Here is a 22,787-nt window from a genome sequence, read left to right on the forward strand (position 1 = left end):
CCTTTGCGCCTGACTCAAATCAGCTTAAATACAATACAGATAGCGTAACCAGATGATATTTAACGAATAAATATCAGATTTGAAAAATCCTGAAACATCGAGCGACACTTGCAGGAATTGGCCTACAGACGAGGATTATAGAAAACACCTGAACATGTACAAGAATTTCAAGTTCGCAATAACCGCCTCTTTTAATAGTGCGATCAGCACTGGCTAGTGCGTTTGAGCGTTTCGCTCGGCAACTCTTTGAACAACGCCCGATAACGGCTGGAAAACCGCCCCAAATGCCAGAACGACCAATTCATTGCCACTTCGGCAACGGTGGTGTCATTCGGTGTTCGAGCGAGCAATTCGCGGTGGGCGCTGTTGAGTCGGCGCAGGCGCAGCCAATGGGTCGGCGTCATCCCGGTGAAGGCCTTGAACGCGTGCTGCAACTGTCGCAGTGAAACCCCGGCCACCTGGGAAAGCTCCAGCAGGTTGAGGGTTTCTTCCGGTGAGTCGGCGGCCCATTCACCGATGCGTTTCATCACCGAGCGTTCTTCGGTGCGGCGCTGCAGGCCGCCCCGATCAAGGCACACGCAGGCGTTGTCGAGGATGTACAGGCAATCCTCGAGCAATTGCTGGGTCAGCGCTTCTTTGCTCGGTGGGTCGAGGGTTTCGCCGAGCCGGGTCAAGGTGCCGCTCAACCAGCGACTGAACAATGCGTTCTGCCCCGAGTTCAGCGGCGACATGAACAAGCCTTCGAGCCGCGCGACATTCAGACCGTGACGCTGTACGAACGCCGGACCGAACACCACGGCAATTTCCTGGTAGTTCTCCGGGGTGATCCAGATGTTGCGGCTTTCGCCATTCAACACGTACAGCGCGTTGTCGCTGCGATCGAAGCAGAACGCCAGCGAACCCTGGGGCGCGCTGAAATTCTGTTCGACCCGGGTGTTCATCTGTTCTTCGTAAATCTCCACGCCTTGCAGGTCCAGGTAGCGCACGCGCCCGGCGAAATGCCCCGGCGACATCTGCTGATAATGCTGGACCCAACCCGGCGTGGCGCGGATTTGCGCGGCGACATCGTCGGTGTTGAACGCTTGAACCTGGATCGGACTGGACGCTGACATGAAAGACCTTACGCACTCGTTTGGTGCGTTTTGGTGCTGCTTAAAGTGGATAGATGGAACCGCAAGGCTCGCCCAAGATAGTCGTCAACGCGTCCCAGGGGAAGTGTGTGGCGGATGAAACCACCCTCCCCGGCGTTAATAAAACCAATAACGAGGTCTTTATGAATGTCCCTTTCGATCAGTTGCTCACGTGGCTGAAAGATCACAAGATTACCGAAGTCGAGTGTGTGGTCAGTGACTTGACCGGCATTGCACGCGGCAAAATTGCACCCACCAACAAGTTCCTGCATGAGCGAGGCATGCGCCTGCCGGAAAGTGTGCTTTTGCAAACGGTAACCGGGGACTTTGTCGACGACGACATCTACTACGACCTGCTCGACCCGGCCGACATCGACATGGTCTGCAAGCCCGTCGCCGACGCGGTGTACGTGATTCCATGGGCCATTGAACCGACCGCCATCGTGATCCACGACACCTTCGACAAGTTCGGCAACCCGATCGAACTGTCGCCGCGCAACGTGCTGAAGAAAGTGCTGCAGCTGTACACCGACAAAGGCTGGCGGCCGATTGTCGCGCCGGAAATGGAGTTCTACCTGACCCAGCGCTGCGAAGACCCGGACTTGCCGCTGAAGGCGCCGCTGGGTCGTTCGGGCCGTGCGGAAAGTGGTCGCCAATCGTTTTCCATCGACGCCGCCAACGAATTCGATCCGCTGTTCGAAGACGTCTACGACTGGTGCGAGCTGCAAGGCCTGGACCTCGATACGCTGATCCACGAAGACGGCCCGGCGCAGATGGAAATCAACTTCCGTCATGGCGATGCGCTGGACTTGGCCGACCAGATCACCGTGTTCAAACGCACCATGCGTGAGGCGGCGCTCAAGCACAACGTCGCGGCGACCTTCATGGCCAAGCCGATTGGCGACGAGCCCGGCAGCGCCATGCACATCCACCAAAGCGTGGTCGACATCGCCACCGGGCAGCCGATCTTCGCCAATGCCGACGGCACGATGAGTGAGCTGTTCCTGCACCACATCGGCGGCTTGCAAAAGTACATCCCCAAAGTGCTGCCGATGTTCGCACCCAACGTCAACTCGTTCCGTCGCTTCCTGCCAGACACCTCGGCACCGGTCAACGTCGAATGGGGCGAAGAAAACCGCACCGTCGGCCTGCGTGTGCCGACCTCCACGCCGGATTCGATGCGCGTGGAAAACCGCTTGCCGGGGGCTGACGCCAACCCGTACCTGGCGATTGCGGCCAGTCTGTTGTGCGGTTATCTGGGTATGGTCGAACGCATCGAACCGAGTGCGGCGGTGCAAGGTCGAGCCTACGAGCGCCGCAACCTGCGCCTGCCGATCACCATCGAGGACGCCCTGACGCAGATGGAAGAGTGCGAAACCATCGGGCGGTATCTGGGCGACAAATTCGTGCGCGGTTATGTGGCGGTCAAGCGCGCCGAACATGAGAACTTCAAACGGGTGATCAGCTCCTGGGAGCGTGAGTTCTTGATGCTTAGTGTCTGAAAACCACGCGAGATTCATGATCGTTCCCACGCTCTGCGTGGGAATGCAGCCCGGGACGCTCCGCGTCCCAAAGCGGACGCAGAGCGTCCATTGAGGCATTCCCACGCAGAGCGTGGGAACGATCACAAACAAAACAATAAGAGGTGTCGATATGCGTCTATTGAAATCCGTGGCTCCGCTCGCGTTGACGTTGTTGTTCAGCGCTGTTGCACAAGCTCAGCCAACGGTCAGCGTCTACAACTGGACTGATTACATCGGCGAAACCACCCTCGTCGATTTCCAGGCCAAGACCGGGATCAAGGTGATCTACGACGTCTTCGATTCCAACGAAACCCTGGAGGGCAAATTGCTCGCCGGCCGCACCGGGTATGACGTGGTCGTGCCGTCCAACCACTTCCTCGCCCGTCAGGTGAAGGCCGGCGCGTTCCTCAAGCTGGACCGCGCGCAGTTGCCCAACTTCAAGAACCTCGACCCGAAGCTGTTGGCGCTGCTGGAGAAAAACGATCCGGGTAACGAGCATTCCGTGCCGTACCTGTGGGGCACCAACGGCATTGGCTACAACGTCGACAAGGTCAAGCAAGTGCTCGGCATCGACCGCATCGATTCCTGGGCCGTGCTGTTCGAACCGGAAAACATCAAGAAACTCAGCCAGTGCGGCGTGTCGATGATGGACTCGGCCGATGAAGTGTTCCCGGCGATTCTCAATTACATGGGCATGGACCCGCGCAGCGAGAACCCCGATGACTACAAAAAAGCCGAAGCCAAGCTGTTGAGCATCCGCCCGTACATCACCTATTTTCACTCGTCCAAGTACGTGTCGGACCTGGCCAACGGCGACATCTGCGTGGCCTTCGGTTATTCGGGTGACGTGTTCCAGGCCGCAAACCGGGCCAAGGAAGCCAAGAACGGCGTGAACATCGCCTACGCCATCCCAAAGGAAGGCAGTAACTTGTGGTTCGACCTGCTGGCGATTCCCGCCGATGCCGGCAACCCTAAAGAAGCCCACGCCTTCATCAACTACCTGCTGGACCCGCAAGTGATTGCCAAGGTCAGCGCGTCGGTCGGTTACGCCAACCCGAACCCGGCCGCCAAGGAATACATGGACGCGGAACTGGTGAACAACCCTGAGGTTTATCCACCTCAGGAAGTCCTCGACAAACTCTACATTTCCACCACCCCGCCCCAGGCGATCATGCGACTGATGACCCGTTCCTGGAGCAAAGTGAAGTCCAACAAATGAATAACGAACACGCACACTCCTACTACGCCGCGACAGCCATTAGCCTGACGCCCTACCCCACGCTGGCCTCGGAGCTTGTGGCCGATGTCTGCGTGATCGGCGGCGGGTTCACCGGTGTCAACACGGCGATCGAACTGGCTCAACGCGGACTTTCGGTAATTCTCCTGGAGGCCCGGCGAATCGGCTGGGGCGCCAGCGGGCGCAATGGCGGGCAGCTGATCCGGGGCATCGGGCATGACGTCAGCGGTTTCACCCGTTACATCGGTGAGGACGGCGTGCGCTATCTGGAGCGTGCGGGTATCGAATCGGTTGAGCTGGTGGGCAATCGCATCCGTGAACACGGGATTGACTGCGACCTGCGCTGGGGATTCTGCGAGCTCGCCAACACCAAGGCGCAGTTCGCGGCGTTCAAGGCAGAGCAGGAAGGTCTGACCGAATCGGGTTACGGCCATGAAACGCGCCTGGTCGGGCCCGAGCAGATCCGTCAGCAAGTGGTGGATTCAGGCGTCTATGCCGGTGGTCTGATCGACATGGGCTCGGGCCATTTGCATCCGCTCAATCTGGTGCTGGGCGAAGCAAAACTGGCGCAATCCCTTGGCGTGCAGATCTTCGAGCAGAGCCCGGTACTGGAGTTGATCCATGGCAGCACGGTGCAGGTTCGTTGTGCGGGCGGCACGGTGCGTGCCGGAAGTCTGGTGCTGGCCTGCAACGCACATCTGGAAGAACTCGAACCGAAACTCAGCGGCAAGGTGCTCCCGGCCGGCAGCTACATCATCGCCACCGAGCCTTTGGCGCCTGAGGTCGCAGCGCAGTTGATCCCGCAGAACCTGGCGTTGTGCGACCAGAAAGTCGGCCTCGATTACTACCGTCTCTCGGCGGACCGGCGTTTGCTGTTCGGGGGGGCCTGCCACTATTCCGGGCGCGATCCGGCCGACATCACCGCTTACATGCGCCCGCAGATGCTCAAGGTTTTCCCGCAACTGCGTGACGTGCGCATCGACTATCAATGGGGCGGCAGGATTGGCATCTCCGCCAACCGCTTCCCGCAAGTCGGGCGCTTGAGTCAGCACCCGAACGTGTTTTATGCGCAGGGTTATTCGGGGCATGGACTGAACGTGACGCATTGGTGCGCGAAGCTGTTGGGCGAAGCGATCCACGCCGGGCACAGTCAAGGGTTCGATGTGTTCAGCGCCGTGCCGCACATGGCCTTTCCCGGTGGGCCGATGCTGCGCTCGCCACTGCTGGCGCTGGGGATGTTGTGGTATCGCCTGCGTGAAATGCTTGGCTGAGTTGATCGTTCCCACGCTCTGCGTGGGAACGATCAGACGCGGTCCATCAGTTGTTTAGGCCTTTCGATTTGCTCAATCGCGAGGCACTTCTATATTGAGGAGGTGCTCTGACTTTCCTGCGTCCTGGCGAGTGCGGCCTATGGCTACGACTGACCAACTGATCATCTGCGAGCACTGCGACTGCGTGTATGAAAAAGTCACGCTCGCCAAACATCAAAAAACCCTGTGCACACGCTGCGGCGGCGTGCTTCAGCGCTATAACGGCCTGACGGTGGAGCAACGCCTGGCGTTGACCTTCACCGCGCTGATGCTGTGGATCTTCGCCAATTTCTACCCGGTCATGAGCATCAGCCTCAAAGGCCTGAAAAACAGCGCAACACTCTGGGATTCGGTATTGGCCCTGAGTCTTGGACCGATCACCTTCATCGCCATGGTGGCGGCAATCGCGATGATCATTGCACCGATCTTCCAGCTATTGCTGCTGATATGGGTGCTGAGCTATGCCCTCGCCTCCCGGCGTTCACCCGGTTTCAAATTCTGCATGCGCTGGCTGGAAACCCTCAGGCCCTGGAGCATGCTGGAAGTGTGCCTGTTGGGGGCGATGGTCGCGGTGATCAAACTCGCCGGATTACTGGACGTGCTGCCCGGCATCGGCCTGTTCGCCTTGGCCGTGCTCAGCCTGATGATGATCCGCATCGCCGGGCGCGACGTCCGTGACCTGTGGGACACCTTATGACAACGCCACCGGTCGCCAGCGAACTCAACCTGTGTCTGTGCCACAGCTGCGGGATGGCCTGTGACATGACGCTTGAGCCCCACGAATGCGAGCGCTGCGGCGCACCGTTGCATCGACGCAAAACCAACTCACTGGCCCGCACCTGGGCCTACCTGCTGGCCTCGTTGGTGTTTTACATTCCGGCCAATCTGTTGCCGGTGATGAACACCAAAATGGTCGGCGACGGCGCCGACAGCACGATCATGAGTGGTGTGCTGGAGTTCTGGCAGCACGGCGCCTGGGACATTGCCCTGATCATTTTTATCGCCAGCATCGCGGTGCCGGGCGTCAAGTTCGTCGCCCTGATACTGCTGCTGGTCACGGTGCACCGCGACAGCCTGTGGGCGCGCAAGGAACGGTCGAAGCTTTACCGTTTTGTCGAGGTCATCGGCTACTGGTCCATGCTCGACGTGATCGTGGTGGCCCTGGTGGCTTCACTGGTGAAGTTTCAAGCCCTGGCGGATATCGAACCTCGCCTGGGCATTCTGTTTTTTGGTCTGGTGGTGGTGTTCACCATGCTGTCGGCGATGAGTTTCGACCCGCGAATGATCTGGGATAACGAGCCGTCGGATAAACCACACAACGAGGAGGCCATGGATGAAGTCGCAAGCCACTGAAGGGGCGCAAGCCCCCGGACAGGCACCAATCAAGACTCGTCGTTTCAGCGTTTCGCTGGTCTGGATCGTGCCGATCATTGCCGTGCTGGTGGGCATTTCCCTGGTGGTCCACAGCATGATGCAGGAAGGCCCGACCATCACCGTCACGTTCAAGACCGGTGACGGCCTCACCGCCAACAAGACCGAGGTCAAATACCGCAATGTGGTGATCGGACACGTGTCGGACGTGGAGCTGAGCAACGACCAGAAGAGTGTCAACGCCACGATCAAACTGGCCAAACAGGCTGAAAGCTTCACCCGCGAAGACTCGCAATTCTGGGTGGTGCGTCCGCGAATCGGTGCCGGCGGTGTGTCGGGCATCGATACCCTGCTTTCCGGCGACTACATCGGCGCCGATATCGGCCAGGCCAACAACCGCGCGAAGAACTTCAAAGGGCTGGAGAACCCGCCACCTATCACCTATGGCGAGCCGGGCAAGCGCTTCACCCTGCACACCCAGGACCTTGGGTCGCTGGACATCGGTTCACCCGTCTATTACCGAAAAATCCCGGTCGGCCAGGTGGTGGCCTACGCCCTCGACCCGGACGGAAAAGGCGTGAACATCGACCTGTTCATTCACTCCCCCAATGACGCCTACGTCACCGAAAACACCCGGTTCTGGAACGCCAGCGGCATCGATGTCAGCGTCGGCGCCAATGGTTTTGCGGTGAAGACCGAGTCGTTGTCCTCGCTTCTGGTGGGCGGCATCGCCTTTCGCGCGCCGGAATACAGCCCGGACGATAAACCGGCGCCTGAGGAATATGCCTACGAACTGTTCGACGACCAGCAAACCGCCCTCGCCCCGCCCAGTGGCAAGGGGCAATACCTGAGCTTGCGTTTTGACCAGGCCTTGCGCGGGCTCAGGGTTGATGCGCCGGTGGAATTCCTCGGCATGGAAATCGGCAAAGTGGTGGCGATCAATCTGGATTTCGACGCGAAAAAACGCAGCTTTCCGGTTAACGTCGGCATTATGATCTACCCGCAAAAATTGGGTCAGGCTCACACCAAAATGCTCAAGGCGCTGAATCATGATCCCAATGATGAAGCCGCGGGTGTGCGGTTGATGGGCTCCTTCATCGAAAACGGCCTGCGCGCCCAGGCCCGCAGCGGCAATCTGTTGACCGGCCAGTTGTACATCGCGCTGGACTTCTACCCCAAGGCCGAGAAAGTTGCGTTCGATGCCAGCGCCCGTCCGGTCAGTATTCCGACTATTCCCGGCAGCCTCGAACAGTTGCAGGAAAAACTCGAAGGCATGGTCGACAAGATCAACCAACTGCCGATCGAGCGGATTGCCGGCAATCTGGACAGCAACCTCGTCGAACTGCGCAAAGGCCTCGCCCAGTTCAACGCCAAGACCCTGCCCGGCGTGCAAACCACCCTGGCCGACGTCAGCAAGACGCTGCAATCAGCCAGTTCGACCCTCGCCGAAGACTCACCGCAACGTGAACAGTTGACCCAGACCCTGGACGAACTCGGCCGCATGTCGCGCTCCTTGCGTGAACTCTCGGATTATCTGGGCCGGCATCCGGAATCGCTGATTCGCGGCCGCCCGAACAATGCCGCACCGATGGATCTGCAGGCGCCACCGCGCAACTGACCACAGGAGCAACACCCATGGCTTTTTCGCTGAAGATCACCTTGGTCACCGTGCTGTTGCTGCTCACCGCTTGCCGCAGTGATCCGATCCAGTTTCACACCCTGATTCCGGCGCAAGTGAGCGCCAATTCCAGGAGCGGTGCCGCGGAGATTCAGATTGAAGGCATCAGCGTTCCGCCCCAGGTTGATCGGCCACAGATCGTCATTCGCCAGGGCAACAGTGGCCTGGCGATTCTGGAAACCGAATGGTGGGCCGCCAGTCTGGTGGATGAATTGCGCAGCGCTATGGTCGATCAACTGGTCAACAGCAATCCTGCGCGCAAACTGTCGGTGCGCCTGGATGTGCAGCGCTTCGACTCGATTCCAGGGCAATATGCATTGATCGACGTCAAATGGCGCCTGCGCAACCTCGGCGAGAGCGATACCACGCTGGTGACCTGCCGCAGCACGCTGCAGACACCTTCAGGGCCCAGCGTTGATGAATTGGTGGCAGCTCATCAGAACAACGTGAAGCGTCTGGCCGCTGCGATCAGTCAGGCTGCCGGTGGAACATCGAAAGGCTGCCCATCCAGCCAATGACGACATCGTTTGATTCAGATCCATCGGGCAGGGGGCCGAGGTGCTGCTAATCTGAATGAAAATGACATGTATTAACGGTCTCTTTGACGTTTTTTTCTCATTTTGCGCTCTACATTCCCTGCGACTTGCACCATGCAAACGGTTCGCATCGATTTGCCAGCGAATTGACGTGCATGCCTTCTAAAAAGAACTGGAGCTGCCGACAGAATGATCACCCCTACCCCTTCATTCCTCAAAACGGCCTTGCTGGTCACCGCACTGCTCAGCGCCGGACAAGTGTTTGCAGCGGACACCGACGGCATCGTGGTCTACAACGCTCAACACGAAAGCCTGACTAAAGCCTGGGTCGAGGGTTTCACCAAGGAAACCGGGATCAAGGTCACCGTGCGCAATGGCGACGATACCGAGATGGGGAACCAGATCGTGCAGGAAGGCGCCGCCTCACCGGCCGATGTGTTCCTGACCGAGAACTCTCCGGCCATGGTGCTGGTGGACAACGCAGGGCTGTTTGCACCCGTTGCGCCGGCCACACTGGAGCAAGTCGATGCTGCTTATCGTCCGGCCCACGGCAAATGGGTCGGGATCGCCGCGCGCTCCACGGTGTTTGTCTATAACCCGAGCAAACTGCCGGAAGCCGACTTGCCAAAATCCCTGATGGACCTCGCCGGTCCAGACTGGAAAGGTCGCTGGGGCGCTTCGCCGGCCGGTGCCGATTTCCAGGCGATCGTCGCTGCCGTGCTGGAACTCAAGGGTGAAACGGCAACGCTCGAGTGGCTCAAGGGGATGAAAACCAACTTCACCGCCTATCGCGGCAACAGCTCGGTGCTCAAAGCGGTGAATGCCGGGCAGGTCGACAGCGGCGTGATCTATCACTATTACAGCTTCGGCGATCAGGCCAAGACTGGCGAAAACAGCAAGAACACCGCCCTGCACTACTTCAAGCACAAGGATCCCGGTGCGTTTGTCAGCGTCTCGGGAGGCGGCGTTCTGGCGTCCAGCCAACACAAGGAACAGGCTCAGGCGTTGCTGAAATGGATCACTGGCAAGGACGGCCAGGACATTCTCAAGACCGGCAAATCGTTCGAATACGCCGTGGGCAAAAACGCCCAATCCAATCCAAAACTGGTGCCTTTGCAGCAGCTCGACGCCCCTGCGGTCGATGCCTCAAAACTCGACAGCAAAAAAGCCGTGGAGCTGATGACTCAGGCGGGACTGCTTTAAGTGATGCCTGAAACCCTGCCAACGGGTATCCCCGAGGCGATACCCGACAACCTGCGACGCCGCGCCCGTGGCGTCTTTGCCGGTCGCGGTGGCGCGTGGGTGCTCGGTTTGTCGGTGCTGGTTTCGTTGCTGGCGCTGATGCCGATTGCCTTCGTCATCGGCGTGTCGATACAAACCGGCTGGGCAACGCTGGTGCCACTGGTATTCCGCCCACGGGTCGGTGAGTTGCTGATCAACACCGTGTTGCTGGTGGTAATCACGATTCCCCTGTGCGTTGCCCTTGGCCTGGCCCTGGCCTGGCTGACAGAACGCACCAACCTGCCGGGGCGACGAGGCTGGTCGTTGTTGGCCACCGCGCCGCTGGCGGTACCGGCGTTTGTTCACAGCTACGCGTGGGTCAGCCTGGTTCCACCGATTCACGGGCTGTTTGCCGGAGTGCTGGTTTCGGTGATCGCCTATTTTCCGTTTCTGTACCTGCCCATTGCCGCCACCCTGCGCCGGCTCGATCCGGCCATCGAAGATGTGGCCGAATCCCTGGGGCTCAAACCCAGGGCGATTTTTTTCCGCGTGGTGTTGCCGCAGCTGCGCCTTGCCATTTGTGGCGGTGCCTTGCTGGTGGGCCTGCACCTGCTGGCCGAATATGGCCTGTACGCGATGATCCGCTTCGACACGTTCACCACGGCGATCTTTGATCAGTTCAAATCCACCTTCAACGGCCCCGCCGCCCACATGCTGGCCAGTGTGCTTGCCCTGTGTTGCCTGGTGATGCTGACCGCCGAATCCGCCGCTCGAGGTACGGCACGGTACGCCCGGGTCGGCTCCGGCAGCGCCCGTGAGCAACGGTTGGTGCGCTTGGGCGCTCAAGCCACCATGCTTGGACTGATGCTGCAAATCACCACCTGCGCCCTGGCACTGGGTGTGCCGCTGATCACCTTGGGCAAATGGCTGATCGCGGGGGGCACGCAAGTCTGGGACCTGGCCGAGCTGATGCCGGCATTGGAACAAACCCTGCTGTTAGGGGTTACAGGCGCAGTACTCACTACCTGCGCCGCCATACCGATTGCCTGGCTGTCGATCCGCTCACCAGGACCGCTGCAACGATTGCTGGAAAGCTGCAACTACATCACCAGTTCGTTACCCGGGATCGTCGTGGCCCTGGCCCTGGTGACCGTCACCATCCATTTCGCCCGGCCGATTTACCAGACCACTGTCACGGTGTTGCTGGCGTACCTGCTGATGTTTTTACCCCGTGCGTTGGTGAGTTTGCGTGCAGGTATTGCGCAGGCACCGATCGAACTGGAGAACATGGCGCGCAGTCTCGGGCGCTCGCCTGCGCGGGCGTTGTGGCTGATCACCCTGCGCCTCGCAGCGCCCGGTGCTGCTGCCGGCGCTGCGCTGGTGTTTCTGGCGATCACCAATGAGCTGACCGCGACGCTGTTGCTCGCCCCCAACGGCACGCGCACCCTGGCCACCGGTTTCTGGGCGCTGACCAGCGAAATCGACTACGCCGCTGCGGCGCCCTATGCCTTGCTGATGATTTTGCTGTCGCTTCCGTTGACCGGACTTCTTTATCACCAATCCAAACGAACGGCTGGCCGATGAACGCTCTTGAACTCGATGCAATCTACAAATCCTACGGCGCCCATCAAGCGCTGGAGAACATCAGCCTGTCGGTGCCCACCGGCAGCCGGACGGTGATCGTCGGCCCTTCAGGGTCCGGCAAAACCACGTTGCTGCGGATGATCGCCGGCTTCGAATTCCCGGACACCGGCAAGCTGTCGCTCAATGGCCAGACGCTGGTCGACGACACCCATGAAGTGCCGGCGCATCAGCGTTTGATTGGCTATGTCCCCCAGGACGGTGCTCTGTTCCCGCACATGACCGTGGCCGCCAATATCGGTTTCGGGCTTTCGACCAAGGGCGAGGCCAAACACCAGCGAGTCGCCGAGTTGATGGACAGCGTCGCCCTCGATTCAAGCATGGCCAAACGTTGGCCCCATGAGCTGTCCGGCGGCCAGCAACAGCGTGTGGCATTGGCCCGGGCCCTGGCGCAGCAGCCGCGCTTGATGTTGCTCGACGAACCGTTTTCGGCACTCGATACCGGCCTTCGCAGCGACATGCGCAAAATGGTCGCGCGCCTGCTGAGCGACGCCGGTGTCACCACCATTCTGGTCACACATGACCAGAGTGAAGCGTTGTCGTTCGCCGATCAACTGGCGGTGATGCGCGACGGTCGGCTGGTGCAGTCGGGCCATCCGCTGGATCTATACCGCTATCCCGACGACGAACAAACCGCGCTGTTCCTCGGCGACGCCGTGGTCATGCCCGCCCGGATCGAAGCCGGCTGGGCCCATTGCGACTTGGGCCGGATACCGGTCAACAACCACCGCAACAACAAATCGGCGCAGATCATGCTACGTCCCGAGCAACTGCAATTGGTCAGCATCCAGCCCAGTCCGACCGAAGTCGCCGGGTGCCGAGCCGTGGTGACCGAACGGGATTTCAGCGGCAACACCTGCACCTTGACCGTGGAGTTGCAGCCTACCGTCGCCGGCGACCCGCACGGCCGATCATTGATGGTGCGCAGTTCGGGCATGTACGCGCCCCCCGCCGGTAGCGCGGTTCATGTCTCGACCATTGGCCATGCTCATGTGCTGAGCGAACCGTGAACATCAAAGATCGAAGCGATCCACCGCCCGACGCCGCTCGTTGTCGTCGCGCACATCGTAGTTCGCCGTGGTCTGGATGTTGCTGTGATGGGCGAGCTTCTGCGCGATCGACAGGTCGTGCTCTTCGATTACCCGGGTAATGAACGAGCGCCGAAAATCATGCGGCATGATTTTCACCCCGACCTGCGCACCGCGCTGCCGGGCGATGTAATAGATCGCATGTTTGGTGATGCGCTCGCGGGTGATGTGGCTGCCACGACGGATACGGTTGAACAGGAACGGGTCGTCCACTTCACCTTCCTTCAGGTGCGAACGGCGCAGTTCCAGCCAGGCCTGCAGTTTTTCAAAGGCCCAGGCCGGCGCGTACTTGATCAACTGCTTGTTGCCCTTGGCGGTGACCCGCAAGCTGCGCTCGCTGAAATCCACCTGTGACAGGTCGAGGTTTACCGACTCGGATTTGCGCATCCCCGAGCCGTACAAAATCCCGATGATCGCCGCATCTCTCAACCCTTGGGGGCGCGGATCAGCGGCGCACACCGCCATCATTTCCTGAATCAGCGAGCGCCTGAGGTTGCGGCCCTGAGACAACCGCGTGCCGGCAATTCCCTTCACCGAACGCATTTTCAGCAAGTGTTCCTGACTGATCAGGCTCATGCGCCAGGCCTCGTTCATCACCCCGCGCACCGCGTTGACATACAGCGAAGAGGTATTCGGTGCGTATCCGTCTTCACGCAGGGCCGCGACCAGCGCAATGACATTGTCGGGCTGGAGTTGATGCCAGGGAATCTCCTCGACGTTCATGTCTTCGAAACCCAGACGGTCGGCCGCATCCTGCAAAACGTAACGCATGGTCAGCTGACTGGAGGGCGCCAGTCGGGCCAGGTAAACGGTCATCGGGTTGGTTTTCGAAACAACAGGATCGGTATCAGGTAAGTCAATCAAACGAACGGCCTTGAGTGGAAACAATTCAGTAAAAACAACTAAGGATTGAAACATTCTTCATATAAAGCGAACACTTCTGTAGGACGTTTCTTCTGAAAATCGCGATAAACGGCAGAAGTCTGAACAGTGGCTGTATGACTTTCAGATAAACGATTCAACGACCGGTTTTTCATGTTCCTTTCACAAAATCGGGCATAACCTTCAATCAACCCGACGAGCCCTTGTGGGCCGTTACGCTGCCGGTCATGGCCCGGAAAGTCAATTGATGGCTTCCTGCTCCGGCGGTTAAACCCTTGAAAACACGCTTCTTTCGGCTATTTCGCTGAAGGACGCCGTTCGCCCGGTGATTCTTATGAGTGAGGCTTTTCTCCCCTTCTCCCGCCCCACTATCGGTGATGAAGAAATCGCTGCCGTAGAGCAAGTATTGCGCTCCGGCTGGATCACTACCGGGCCGAAAAACCAGCAACTCGAAGAACAATTCGCCAACTATGTCGGCTGCCGTCATGCGGTTGCACTTTCTTCGGCCACCGGCGGTATGCACATCACATTACTGGCATTGGGAATCGGTCCGGGCGACGAAGTCATTACACCGTCCCAGACGTGGGTGTCCACCGTCAACATGATTTGCCTGCTGGGTGCCAGACCGGTCTTCGTCGACGTAGACCGCGACACGCTGATGAGCGACCTGGCAAGCATTGAAGCGGCGATCACGCCGCGCACCCGGGCAATCATTCCAGTGCATTACGCCGGTGCCGCCTTCGACCTCGATCCGCTCTACGCCTTGGCCGACAAACACGGCATCCCCGTTATCGAAGACGCCGCCCATGCGGCAGGCACCTTTTACAAAGGTCGGCCTGTCGGGGCGAAAGGCACGGCGATCTTCTCGTTCCATGCGATCAAGAACATGACCTGCGCCGAAGGCGCGATGTTCGTCAGCGATGACGAAGCGCTGGCCAACCGGGTGCGCATGCTCAAGTTTCACGGCCTGGGCGTGGATGCCTACGACCGCATGACCCACGGCCGTAGACCTCAGGCGCAAGTGATGGAGCCGGGTTTCAAATACAACCTGGCCGACATCAATGCCGCCATCGCCCTGGTGCAGCTGGAGCGCCTGGATGCAATCAATGCCAAGCGCTCCGAGCTGGCGCGTACCTATCTGCAACGGCTCGAAGGTTCAACGGTGCAACCGCTGGCCATTCCGGTTTACCCGCAGCGGCACGCCTGGCACCTGTTCATCCTGCGCATCGACGCCGAGCGCTGCGGGCTGGACCGTGACGCGTTCATGAAAGCCTTGCAGCAACAGAACATCGGCACCGGCATTCACTTCATCGCTACGCACCTGCACACGTACTACCGCCAGCGTTTTCCCAACCTTTACCTGCCCAACACCGAATGGAACTCGGCGCGCCTGTGCTCGATTCCGTTGTTCCCCGACATGACCACCGATGACGTCAATCGCGTTGTCGATGCCATTGAACACACCCTGGACAGAAGCCTGTGAAACCCTATCCGATCCGTTGCGTATCGATCGTTATCCCGGTCTATAACGAGCAAGACAGCCTTCCCGAATTACTGCGGCGCACCGAAGCGGCGTGCCGGCAGCTGCACCATGACTACGAAATCGTGTTGGTGGATGACGGCAGCCGTGACAACTCGGCGCAAATCCTCGAGGACGCCGCCAATCGCGAGTGCAGTCCGGTGGTGGCGGTCATTCTCAACCGCAACTACGGCCAGCACGCGGCAATCATGGCCGGTTTCGAGCACTGCAAAGGCGACGTGGTGATCACCCTCGACGCCGATCTGCAAAACCCGCCGGAAGAAATCCCTCGGTTGGTGGCGCAGGCCGAGCTTGGCTATGACGTGGTCGCCACGGTGCGCAACAACCGCCAGGACTCCGCGCTGCGCCGCTGGCCGTCGAAGCTGATCAACCTCGCCGTACAGCGCTCCACCGGCGTGGCCATGAGCGATTACGGCTGCATGCTCCGCGCCTACCGCCGCAGCATCGTCGACGCGATGCTCGCCTGCCGCGAACGCAGCACGTTCATCCCGATCCTGGCCAACAGCTTTGCCCGGCACACCACGGAAATCCTGGTGATGCACGCCGAGCGTGAACACGGCGAATCCAAGTACAGCCCCATGCGCCTGGTCAACCTGATGTTCGACCTGATCACCTGCATGACCACCACGCCGCTGCGCCTGCTGAGCATCGTCGGTTTTGCGATGGCCGGACTCGGTGTGGCGTTCGCCACCGCGCTGATCGTCCTGCGGCTGGTCTTCGGCGCCAGTTGGGCCGGCGACGGCACATTCGTGTTGTTCGCAGTGCTGTTCGTGTTCACCGGCGGGCAATTCATCGGCATGGGCCTGCTGGGCGAATACCTGGGCCGCATGTACAGCGACGTCCGCGCCCGTCCCCGCTTCTTCGTCGAGAAGGTCCTGCGTAGCCAACCTTCCACGCCGGCTCCCGTAGTCATCGTCGATGGCCTCACTTCCACTTCTTCCGATCAGGTTCTCTCATGAGCGCAAAAGCTGTTGTCTTCGCCTATCACGATATTGGCTGTGCCGGGATCGAAACCCTGCTTAACTCGGGCTTTGATATCGCCGCGGTGTTTACCCACGCCGATGATCCGAAGGAAAACGCCTTTTATGGCTCCGTGGCGCAACTGTGCGCGAGCAAGGGCATCCCGGTTCACGCCCCGGAAGATGCCAACCATCCGCTGTGGATCGAGCGCATCAGCAAGCTCAATCCCGATTACCTGTTCTCGTTCTACTACCGTCATCTGCTGAGCGAACCGCTGTTGGCCACGGCCGGCAAAGGTGCGTTCAACCTGCACGGTTCGTTGCTGCCCCTCTATCGAGGTCGCGCGCCGGCCAATTGGGTGCTGGTCAACGGTGAAACCGAAACCGGCGTGACCCTGCACCGCATGGTCAAACGTGCCGACGCCGGCGCCATTCTTGCCCAGCAACGGGTGGCCATTGACCGCAGCGACACGGCGCTGAGCCTGCACGGCAAGTTGCGGGTGGCTGCTACCGACCTGCTGCGCGATGCCTTGCCGGCGCTGCTTCAGGGCAAACTCAGCGAAACTCCGCAGGACGAATCAAAAGCCACAGTGTTTGGCCGTCGCACCCCGGCCGACGGCAAACTGGTGTGGAAGCGCCCCGCCGAAGAACTGTTTAACCTGGTGCGTGCCGTCACACAGCCGTATCCGGGCGCGTTCTGCGCCGTCGGTGAGCACAAGCTGATTGTCTGGAGCGCCGAAGTCGTCAAGGGCAATGAAGGCCAGGCACCGGGCCGGGTCATCAGCGTCGATCCGCTGCGCATCGCCTGTGGCGAAGACTCTCTGGTGATCAACGCCGGCCAGCGCAACGACAACGGCTTGTACCTGAGCGGTCCGCAACTGGCCAATGAATTGGGGCTGGTCGAGGGTTCGGAATTGCGTGGTGCCGAGACCGGCCGCGCTCCGCGCCGTACTCGCGTGCTGATCCTGGGCGTCAACGGTTTCATCGGCAATCACTTGTCCGAGCGCCTGTTGCGTGACGACAAGTACGAGGTGTACGGACTCGACATCGGTTCCGACGCTATCGACCGCTTGCGCAGCCATCCGCGTTTCCACTTCGTCGAAGGCGATATCAGCATTCACTCCGAGTGGATCGAGTACCACATCAAGAAGTGCGACGTGATCCTGCCGCTGGTAGCGATTGCCACGCCAATCGAATACACCCGCAACCCGCTGCGGGTGTTCGAGCTGGACTTCGAAGAGAACCTGAAACTGGTGCGTTACTGCGTCAAATTCAACAAGCGCGTGATCTTCCCGTCGACCTCCGAAGTGTATGGCATGTGCCAGGACCAGAACTTCGACGAAGACACCTCCAACCTTGTCGTCGGGCCGATCAACAAACAGCGCTGGATCTATTCGATCTCCAAGCAATTGCTCGACCGGGTGATCTGGGCGTACGGCCAGAAAGGCCTGAACTTCACGCTGTTCCGTCCTTTCAACTGGATGGGCCCGCGCCTGGACCGTCTGGACTCGGCGCGGATCGGCAGCTCCCGGGCGATCACTCAGTTGATCCTCAACCTGGTGGAAGGCACGCCGATTCGCTTGTTCGACGGCGGCGAGCAGAAACGCTGCTTTACTGACATCGCCGACGGCGTCGAAGCGCTGGCCCGGATCATCGACAACGACAACGATGCCTGCAATGGCCAGATCATCAACATCGGCAACCCGGACAACGAGGCCAGCATTCGGCAGTTGGGCGAAGAGCTGTTGAGTCAGTTCGAAGCGCATCCGCTGCGGGGCAACTTCCCGCCGTTCGCCGGTTTCCGCGACGTGGAAAGCAAGGCGTTCTACGGCACCGGGTATCAGGACGTGTCCCACCGCAAACCGAGCATCGACAACGCCAAGCGTCTGCTGGACTGGACGCCTACGGTGGAGATGAGCGAGACCATCGGCAACACCCTGGATTTCTTCCTGCGTGAAGCCATGCTCGAACAAACGGACCGATGCTGATGCAGGCAGGCCTTCGAATCGATGTCGACACGTACCGGGGCACCCGTGAGGGGGTGCCCCGGCTGCTGGAAATCCTCGATGAAGCGCAGGTCAAGGCGACGTTTTTCTTCAGCGTCGGGCCGGACAACATGGGGCGCCATCTGTGGCGCCTGATCCGCCCGCAGTTTCTCTGGAAAATGCTGCGTTCCAATGCGGCCGGCCTGTATGGCTGGGACATTCTGCTGGCCGGCACTGCGTGGCCGGGCAAACCCATTGGTCGCGACCTCGGGCATCTGATGCGTCAGGCCCGGGATGCCGGCCATGAAGTCGGCCTGCACGCCTGGGATCACCATGGCTGGCAGGCCAATGCCGGGCGTTGGAGCGACGCGCATCTGATCGAACAGATCCGCCAAGGCGTGGACACCCTCAGCGACATCCTTGGGCAAAAAATCCAGTGCTCGGCGTCGGCCGGTTGGCGCGCGGACGAGCGAGTGATCGAGGCCAAGCAGGCGTTCGGCTTCCGCTACAACAGCGATTGTCGCGGCCAAAGCCTGTTCCAGCCGACCCTGGCCGGGGGTGGGTTGGGGGCGCCGCAGATTCCGGTGGACCTGCCGACCTTCGATGAAGTGGTGGGCCCAACGGTCGCGGCCAAGGACTTCAACGGGTTCATTCTCGATCGATTCACCCCTGAAAAACTCAACGTCTACACGATCCACGCCGAAGTAGAAGGGATTCTGATGGCCAACGATTTCCGCCGACTGCTGGCCGATGCGCGCCAGCGTGGCATCTGCTTCAACCCCTTGGGCGATTTGCTGCCCGATGCCCCGGGCACCTTGCCAACGGGCCGTGTCGTGCGTGGCACTCTCGAAGGCCGCGAAGGCTGGCTGGGAGTGCAAGGCGCATGAGTAAACGCTGGGCATTGGCGTTGCTGCTGGGGATTGTCGTGCTGGCGTACCTGTTGCCATTGGCCAGCCATGGCTTATGGATCCCTGACGAAACCCGCTACGCGCAGATCAGCCAGGGCATGTTGCTGAGTGGTGACTGGGTGTCGCCGCACTTCATGAACGTGCGCTATTTCGAAAAACCGGCAGCGGGTTACTGGATGATTGCCGCCGGCCAGGCACTGTTTGGCCAGAACCTGTTTGGTGTGCGCTTTGCCTCGGCCCTGTGCACCGGGCTGAGCGTGTTGCTGTGCTTCCTGATCGCCCGTCGACTGTGGAACGAGCCGCGCAAGAGCTTTGCCTGTGCGCTGCTGTACATGAGTTTCACGGTGATTGCGGGCCAGGCCGGTTACGCCAATCTCGATCCGCAATTCACCTTCTGGGTCAATCTGAGCGTGGTCGGTCTGTGGTTTGCGCTGGACAGTGTCCGACGTGGCCCGCGCCTGATCGGTTGGGCGGTGCTGGGACTGGCTTGCGGCATGGGGTTCCTGACCAAGGGTTTCCTCGCCTGGTTGCTGCCGGTGCTGATCGCCCTGCCTTTCATGGCGTGGCAAAAACGCTGGCGTGAGCTGCTGATCTACGGCCCGGTGGCGATTGTCGTGGCCATCGCGGTGAGTCTGCCGTGGGCGCTGGCGGTTCATTCGCAGGAACCCGATTACTGGCGATTCTTCTTCTGGCACGAACACGTTCGCCGCTTTGCCGGTGACGACGCCCAGCATGACGCGCCGTGGTGGTTCTATTTGCCGTTGCTGGTGGCGTTCAGTCTGCCGTGGGTGGCGTTACTGCCGTCAGCCCTTCAGCAGGCGTGGAAAACCCGGCGCCAGACCAGCATCGGTTTTCTGCTGCTGTGGTTGTTGATGCCGCTGCTGTTTTTCAGCCTGAGCAACGGCAAATTGCCGAGCTACATTTTGCCCTGCCTGCTGCCATTGGCCTTGCTGCTGGGCCATGCCCTGGACGAGCGGCTCAAGCTGGAGCAAGGCCGGGTCCTGGGCATCAATGGCTTGCTGAACTTGCTGTTGGGCCTGACCACCCTGCTCGCCCTGGTCTATCTGCAACTGAAAAAGCCGCTGTACGACCACGAACTGCACAACCTGGTGCTGGTGTTCATCGGTCTGATCGGCTGGATCATGGCCAACCTGCTGCAAGCCTTCAGACCGCTGCAATGCTGGGCCGCACCGGCATTCGGCAGTCTGCTGCTAATTGCTCTGGTGCCCGCCGGGCTGCCCGATTCGGTGGTGGCCAACAAGATGCCCGATCAATTCATCCTCGAGCATGCCCAGGAACTCGGCCAGACCGACCGACTGCTGAGCAACGATCTCGGCGCCGCGGCCGCCCTGTCCTGGCGCCTGAAACGCCCGGACGTGGCGTTGTACAACACGATAGGCGAACTGAAATATGGCCTTGCTTATCCTGACTCGGTGCAGCAGCGCGTCGATCCCGATCAGGTTCAACAGTGGATGCGCAAGGCCCGCCTGAACGGCTCGGTCGGCGTGGTGATGCGGGTCAAGGGTGACGACGAGCTGCAAGAAATCGAACGCCTGCCCAAGGATGGCAAACGCTATGAACAAGGCAATCTGGTGATTCTGATCTTTCCTCAGGGTGCGTCATGAGCCTGTTTCTGTTGTTGGCCGCGTGCCTGCTGACCTGCCTGGGCCAGATCGCCCAGAAGTACGCCGTCGAAAGTTGGCGCGCGAAGCCGTCGGCCTGGGGCGAGAAACTGCGCTCGCCGTGGTTGTGGCTGGCGCTCGCGGCGTTGGGGTTGGGCTTGCTGGTCTGGCTACTGGTGTTGCAACGCCTTGAAGTCGGCATCGCCTACCCGATGCTGAGCCTGAATTTCGTGCTCATCACGCTGATCGCCCGTTTTGTCTTCCACGAACCCATCGACCGCCAGCACTGGCTGGGCGTGGCGCTGGTGATTGGCGGCGTGATGTTGCTGGGGCAACACGCATGAGCCTGCGTCGCGGAATCACCTTCGCCATGGGCAGCGTGCTGCTCGGCAGCGCGGCGCAGTTGGGCATGCGCTGGAGCATGACGCGCCTGCCGTCGCCCGAACACTTGCTGACTTCCAGTATCGATCCGACGGCGGTTGCTGTGGTGCTGGGCGCGGTTCTGGCCTACGCCCTTTCAATGTTTTGCTGGCTTGGCGCCCTGCGGGATATGCCTCTGGGCCGGGCCTATTCGCTGCTGAGCATCAGCTACGCGCTGGTGTACCTGCTGGCTGCCAGCCTGCCGCAGTTCCACGAAACGTTCAGCCTTTCAAAAACCCTCGGGGTGGCCCTGGTCATGCTCGGGGTCATCACCATCAACACCCGTCCAGCTCGCGCGCCCGAACTCAGGAGTGCCTCATGAAAATCAGTGTATTTGGTAGCGGTTATGTTGGCCTGGTGCAAGCCGCCGTCCTGGCTGAAGTCGGCCACGACGTGGTCTGCATGGACATTGACGAGAAGAAAGTGGAGTTGCTGCAACAAGGCCACGTGAGCATTTTCGAACCGGGGCTGGCCAGCCTGGTGCGTGAAAGCCTGGAAGCCAAGCGGCTGCAATTCACCACCGACGAAAAACTCGCGGTGCAGCATGGTCAGGTGTTGTTTATCGCGGTGGGTACACCGTCCCGGGACGATGGCTCGGCGGACCTGCGTTACGTGCTGTCAGTGGGCGAAGCGGTGGCGCGGCATCGTGAGCAACCGGTGATTCTGGTGGAGAAATCCACGGTGCCGGTGGGCACGGGCGACACCTTGCGCGCGCATATCGACAAGTGCCTGATCAAGGTCGGCCGCTTGCTGCAGTTCGAGATCGTCTCCAACCCCGAGTTTCTCAAAGAAGGTTCCGCCGTGGCGGACTGCCGGCGCCCTGACCGTATCGTCATTGGCTGCGAAAGCGATGACGTGCGCGACGTGATGCGCGACCTTTACGCGCCGTTCAACCGCAACCACGACCGCATCATGTTCATGGACCTGCGCAGCGCCGAACTGACCAAATACGCCGCCAATTGCATGCTGGCGACCAAGATCAGCTTCATCAACCAGATCGCCGAGCTGGCCGAACACCTGGGGGCCGACATCGAATCGGTGCGTCTGGGCATCGGTGCCGATTCGCGCATCGGCTATCACTTCATCTATCCCGGCTGCGGTTATGGCGGCTCGTGTTTCCCGAAAGACATGCGGGCGCTGATCCACAGCGCCGAAGAGGCGCACTGCTCCAGCGACCTGCTGCAAGCGGTGGAGGCGATCAATCAGCGGCAGAAGCACAAGCTGTTCGAGCGCATCAATGCGTTCTACAAGGGCGATTTGCGCGGCAAGACGTTTGCCGTGTGGGGGCTGGCCTTCAAGCCCAACACCGATGACATGCGTGATGCGCCGAGCCGGGTCCTGCTGGAATCGTTGTGGGCGGCCGGCGCCAGCGTGCGAGCGTTCGATCCGGAAGCCATGCAGGAAACCCAGCATCTGTATCCCGACGAGTCGAAGCTGATGCTGATGGGCACGCCGGAATCGGTACTGGCCGGTGCCGATGCGCTGATCATTTGCACCGAATGGCAGCAGTTCAAGGCCCCGGATTTCAACCTGATCCAGCAACGGCTGAAGGCGCCGGTGATCTTCGACGGGCGCAACCTGTACGACGCCGACCGCCTCGCCCGCAATGGGTTCCTGTACTTCCCGATGGGCCGTGGGGAATCGCGCAAACTGCCGATACCGCATCAGCAATGGCCGGCGGCTCAGGTTGTTGCTTGATTTGATACTGGGGACTGGCGCACATCAATCCCTTGTAG

20 protein-coding genes are annotated in these 22,787 nt (G+C 60.3%); 18 read left to right on the forward strand and 2 right to left on the reverse strand.

All coding sequences use genetic code 11. The features are described from left to right. Positions 1 to 203 precede the first annotated feature (203 nt). Positions 204 to 1,112 carry a helix-turn-helix domain-containing protein gene (locus ACYZT8_RS14850; protein WP_461982268.1) on the reverse strand — a complete coding sequence of 303 codons (909 nt, stop codon included), beginning with the start codon at positions 1,110 to 1,112 and terminating at the stop codon, positions 204 to 206. Between the two features lie 161 nt (positions 1,113 to 1,273). Between ACYZT8_RS14850 and ACYZT8_RS14855 the strand changes: the two genes are divergently transcribed. The 10 genes from ACYZT8_RS14855 (at position 1,274) to ACYZT8_RS14900 (ending at position 12,657) form a co-directional block, all read left to right on the forward strand. Further along, positions 1,274 to 2,632: a glutamine synthetase family protein gene (locus ACYZT8_RS14855; protein ID WP_461982270.1), complete on the forward strand. Its 1,359-nt coding sequence runs from the start codon at positions 1,274 to 1,276 to the stop codon at positions 2,630 to 2,632. Positions 2,633 to 2,783: 151 nt separating this feature from the next. Continuing rightward, on the forward strand, positions 2,784 to 3,872 hold the full coding sequence (locus tag ACYZT8_RS14860; protein ID WP_461982272.1) for a polyamine ABC transporter substrate-binding protein: 1,089 nt from the start codon (positions 2,784 to 2,786) through the stop codon (positions 3,870 to 3,872). Further along, on the forward strand, positions 3,869 to 5,161 hold the full coding sequence (locus ACYZT8_RS14865) for an NAD(P)/FAD-dependent oxidoreductase (RefSeq protein ID WP_461982274.1): 1,293 nt from the start codon (positions 3,869 to 3,871) through the stop codon (positions 5,159 to 5,161). The genes ACYZT8_RS14860 and ACYZT8_RS14865 overlap by 4 nt, the downstream gene beginning before the upstream one ends. Before the next feature lie 139 nt (positions 5,162 to 5,300). Continuing rightward, on the forward strand, positions 5,301 to 5,897 hold the full coding sequence (locus ACYZT8_RS14870) for a paraquat-inducible protein A (protein WP_461982276.1): 597 nt from the start codon (positions 5,301 to 5,303) through the stop codon (positions 5,895 to 5,897). Then, positions 5,894 to 6,553, forward strand: a complete 660-nt coding sequence (locus tag ACYZT8_RS14875) for a paraquat-inducible protein A (RefSeq protein WP_461982278.1) — start codon at positions 5,894 to 5,896, stop codon at positions 6,551 to 6,553. The genes ACYZT8_RS14870 and ACYZT8_RS14875 overlap by 4 nt, the downstream gene beginning before the upstream one ends. Then, on the forward strand, positions 6,534 to 8,189 hold the full coding sequence (locus ACYZT8_RS14880) for a PqiB family protein (RefSeq protein ID WP_461982280.1): 1,656 nt from the start codon (positions 6,534 to 6,536) through the stop codon (positions 8,187 to 8,189). Before ACYZT8_RS14875 ends, ACYZT8_RS14880 begins: the two co-directional genes overlap by 20 nt. Before the next feature lie 17 nt (positions 8,190 to 8,206). Next, positions 8,207 to 8,767, forward strand: coding sequence for a PqiC family protein (locus ACYZT8_RS14885; protein WP_461982282.1), 561 nt, complete (start codon positions 8,207 to 8,209; stop codon positions 8,765 to 8,767). 207 nt (positions 8,768 to 8,974) lie between these two features. Then, entirely contained in the window at positions 8,975 to 9,988 is a 1,014-nt protein-coding gene (locus ACYZT8_RS14890) for an iron ABC transporter substrate-binding protein (RefSeq protein WP_461982284.1), read from the forward strand. Positions 9,989 to 9,991: 3 nt separating this feature from the next. Next, positions 9,992 to 11,590 (forward strand): ABC transporter permease, encoded by a 1,599-nt coding sequence (locus tag ACYZT8_RS14895; protein WP_461982286.1) that lies wholly within the window; start codon positions 9,992 to 9,994, stop codon positions 11,588 to 11,590. Next, a complete protein-coding gene (locus ACYZT8_RS14900) occupies positions 11,587 to 12,657 on the forward strand; it encodes an ABC transporter ATP-binding protein (protein ID WP_461982288.1) in 1,071 nt (356 codons plus the stop codon). Before ACYZT8_RS14895 ends, ACYZT8_RS14900 begins: the two co-directional genes overlap by 4 nt. Positions 12,658 to 12,660: 3 nt before the next feature. Here ACYZT8_RS14900 and ACYZT8_RS14905 read toward each other — a convergent pair whose 3' ends face one another. Continuing rightward, positions 12,661 to 13,551: a site-specific integrase gene (locus ACYZT8_RS14905; RefSeq protein ID WP_010460071.1), complete on the reverse strand. Its 891-nt coding sequence runs from the start codon at positions 13,549 to 13,551 to the stop codon at positions 12,661 to 12,663. 400 nt (positions 13,552 to 13,951) lie between these two features. On the opposite strand from ACYZT8_RS14905, the gene arnB reads away from it, so the two are divergent. From arnB to ACYZT8_RS14945, 8 genes are read left to right on the forward strand one after another with little or no spacing between them, the layout of a single operon-like run. Further along, on the forward strand, positions 13,952 to 15,100 hold the full coding sequence (gene arnB / locus ACYZT8_RS14910) for a UDP-4-amino-4-deoxy-L-arabinose aminotransferase (protein ID WP_461982290.1): 1,149 nt from the start codon (positions 13,952 to 13,954) through the stop codon (positions 15,098 to 15,100). Beyond that, the gene (gene arnC / locus ACYZT8_RS14915; protein WP_461982292.1) at positions 15,097 to 16,116 is read left to right on the forward strand and encodes an undecaprenyl-phosphate 4-deoxy-4-formamido-L-arabinose transferase; all 1,020 of its coding nucleotides are present in this window, start codon (positions 15,097 to 15,099) and stop codon (positions 16,114 to 16,116) included. Before arnB ends, arnC begins: the two co-directional genes overlap by 4 nt. After that, positions 16,113 to 18,104 carry a bifunctional UDP-4-amino-4-deoxy-L-arabinose formyltransferase/UDP-glucuronic acid oxidase ArnA gene (gene arnA / locus ACYZT8_RS14920; RefSeq protein ID WP_461982294.1) on the forward strand — a complete coding sequence of 664 codons (1,992 nt, stop codon included), beginning with the start codon at positions 16,113 to 16,115 and terminating at the stop codon, positions 18,102 to 18,104. Before arnC ends, arnA begins: the two co-directional genes overlap by 4 nt. Further along, positions 18,104 to 18,988 carry a 4-deoxy-4-formamido-L-arabinose-phosphoundecaprenol deformylase gene (gene arnD / locus ACYZT8_RS14925; RefSeq protein WP_461982296.1) on the forward strand — a complete coding sequence of 295 codons (885 nt, stop codon included), beginning with the start codon at positions 18,104 to 18,106 and terminating at the stop codon, positions 18,986 to 18,988. Before arnA ends, arnD begins: the two co-directional genes overlap by 1 nt. Further along, positions 18,985 to 20,634, forward strand: a complete 1,650-nt coding sequence (arnT, locus tag ACYZT8_RS14930; protein WP_461982298.1) for a lipid IV(A) 4-amino-4-deoxy-L-arabinosyltransferase — start codon at positions 18,985 to 18,987, stop codon at positions 20,632 to 20,634. Before arnD ends, arnT begins: the two co-directional genes overlap by 4 nt. After that, positions 20,631 to 20,975 (forward strand): 4-amino-4-deoxy-L-arabinose-phosphoundecaprenol flippase subunit ArnE, encoded by a 345-nt coding sequence (arnE, locus tag ACYZT8_RS14935; RefSeq protein ID WP_461982300.1) that lies wholly within the window; start codon positions 20,631 to 20,633, stop codon positions 20,973 to 20,975. The genes arnT and arnE overlap by 4 nt, the downstream gene beginning before the upstream one ends. After that, on the forward strand, positions 20,972 to 21,373 hold the full coding sequence (arnF, locus tag ACYZT8_RS14940; RefSeq protein WP_461982302.1) for a 4-amino-4-deoxy-L-arabinose-phosphoundecaprenol flippase subunit ArnF: 402 nt from the start codon (positions 20,972 to 20,974) through the stop codon (positions 21,371 to 21,373). The genes arnE and arnF overlap by 4 nt, the downstream gene beginning before the upstream one ends. Beyond that, positions 21,370 to 22,749, forward strand: coding sequence for a UDP-glucose dehydrogenase family protein (locus ACYZT8_RS14945; protein WP_461982304.1), 1,380 nt, complete (start codon positions 21,370 to 21,372; stop codon positions 22,747 to 22,749). Before arnF ends, ACYZT8_RS14945 begins: the two co-directional genes overlap by 4 nt. Positions 22,750 to 22,787 lie beyond the last annotated feature (38 nt).

The organism is Pseudomonas sp. LB3P93, assembly GCF_054898025.1.

What these genes read in the sequence shown, in the direction of transcription:
- ACYZT8_RS14850 (WP_461982268.1), bottom strand. Translation starts at nt 1,112, where the DNA reads ATGTCAGCGTCCAGTCCGATCCAGGTTCAAGCGTTCAACACCGACGAT.
- ACYZT8_RS14855 (WP_461982270.1), top strand. Translation starts at nt 1,274, where the DNA reads ATGAATGTCCCTTTCGATCAGTTGCTCACGTGGCTGAAAGATCACAAG.
- ACYZT8_RS14860 (WP_461982272.1), top strand. Translation starts at nt 2,784, where the DNA reads ATGCGTCTATTGAAATCCGTGGCTCCGCTCGCGTTGACGTTGTTGTTC.
- ACYZT8_RS14865 (WP_461982274.1), top strand. Translation starts at nt 3,869, where the DNA reads ATGAATAACGAACACGCACACTCCTACTACGCCGCGACAGCCATTAGC.
- ACYZT8_RS14870 (WP_461982276.1), top strand. Translation starts at nt 5,301, where the DNA reads ATGGCTACGACTGACCAACTGATCATCTGCGAGCACTGCGACTGCGTG.
- ACYZT8_RS14875 (WP_461982278.1), top strand. Translation starts at nt 5,894, where the DNA reads ATGACAACGCCACCGGTCGCCAGCGAACTCAACCTGTGTCTGTGCCAC.
- ACYZT8_RS14880 (WP_461982280.1), top strand. Translation starts at nt 6,534, where the DNA reads ATGAAGTCGCAAGCCACTGAAGGGGCGCAAGCCCCCGGACAGGCACCA.
- ACYZT8_RS14885 (WP_461982282.1), top strand. Translation starts at nt 8,207, where the DNA reads ATGGCTTTTTCGCTGAAGATCACCTTGGTCACCGTGCTGTTGCTGCTC.
- ACYZT8_RS14890 (WP_461982284.1), top strand. Translation starts at nt 8,975, where the DNA reads ATGATCACCCCTACCCCTTCATTCCTCAAAACGGCCTTGCTGGTCACC.
- ACYZT8_RS14895 (WP_461982286.1), top strand. Translation starts at nt 9,992, where the DNA reads ATGCCTGAAACCCTGCCAACGGGTATCCCCGAGGCGATACCCGACAAC.
- ACYZT8_RS14900 (WP_461982288.1), top strand. Translation starts at nt 11,587, where the DNA reads ATGAACGCTCTTGAACTCGATGCAATCTACAAATCCTACGGCGCCCAT.
- ACYZT8_RS14905 (WP_010460071.1), bottom strand. Translation starts at nt 13,551, where the DNA reads ATGACCGTTTACCTGGCCCGACTGGCGCCCTCCAGTCAGCTGACCATG.
- arnB (WP_461982290.1), top strand. Translation starts at nt 13,952, where the DNA reads ATGAGTGAGGCTTTTCTCCCCTTCTCCCGCCCCACTATCGGTGATGAA.
- arnA (WP_461982294.1), top strand. Translation starts at nt 16,113, where the DNA reads ATGAGCGCAAAAGCTGTTGTCTTCGCCTATCACGATATTGGCTGTGCC.
- arnD (WP_461982296.1), top strand. Translation starts at nt 18,104, where the DNA reads ATGCAGGCAGGCCTTCGAATCGATGTCGACACGTACCGGGGCACCCGT.
- arnT (WP_461982298.1), top strand. Translation starts at nt 18,985, where the DNA reads ATGAGTAAACGCTGGGCATTGGCGTTGCTGCTGGGGATTGTCGTGCTG.
- arnE (WP_461982300.1), top strand. Translation starts at nt 20,631, where the DNA reads ATGAGCCTGTTTCTGTTGTTGGCCGCGTGCCTGCTGACCTGCCTGGGC.
- arnF (WP_461982302.1), top strand. Translation starts at nt 20,972, where the DNA reads ATGAGCCTGCGTCGCGGAATCACCTTCGCCATGGGCAGCGTGCTGCTC.
- ACYZT8_RS14945 (WP_461982304.1), top strand. Translation starts at nt 21,370, where the DNA reads ATGAAAATCAGTGTATTTGGTAGCGGTTATGTTGGCCTGGTGCAAGCC.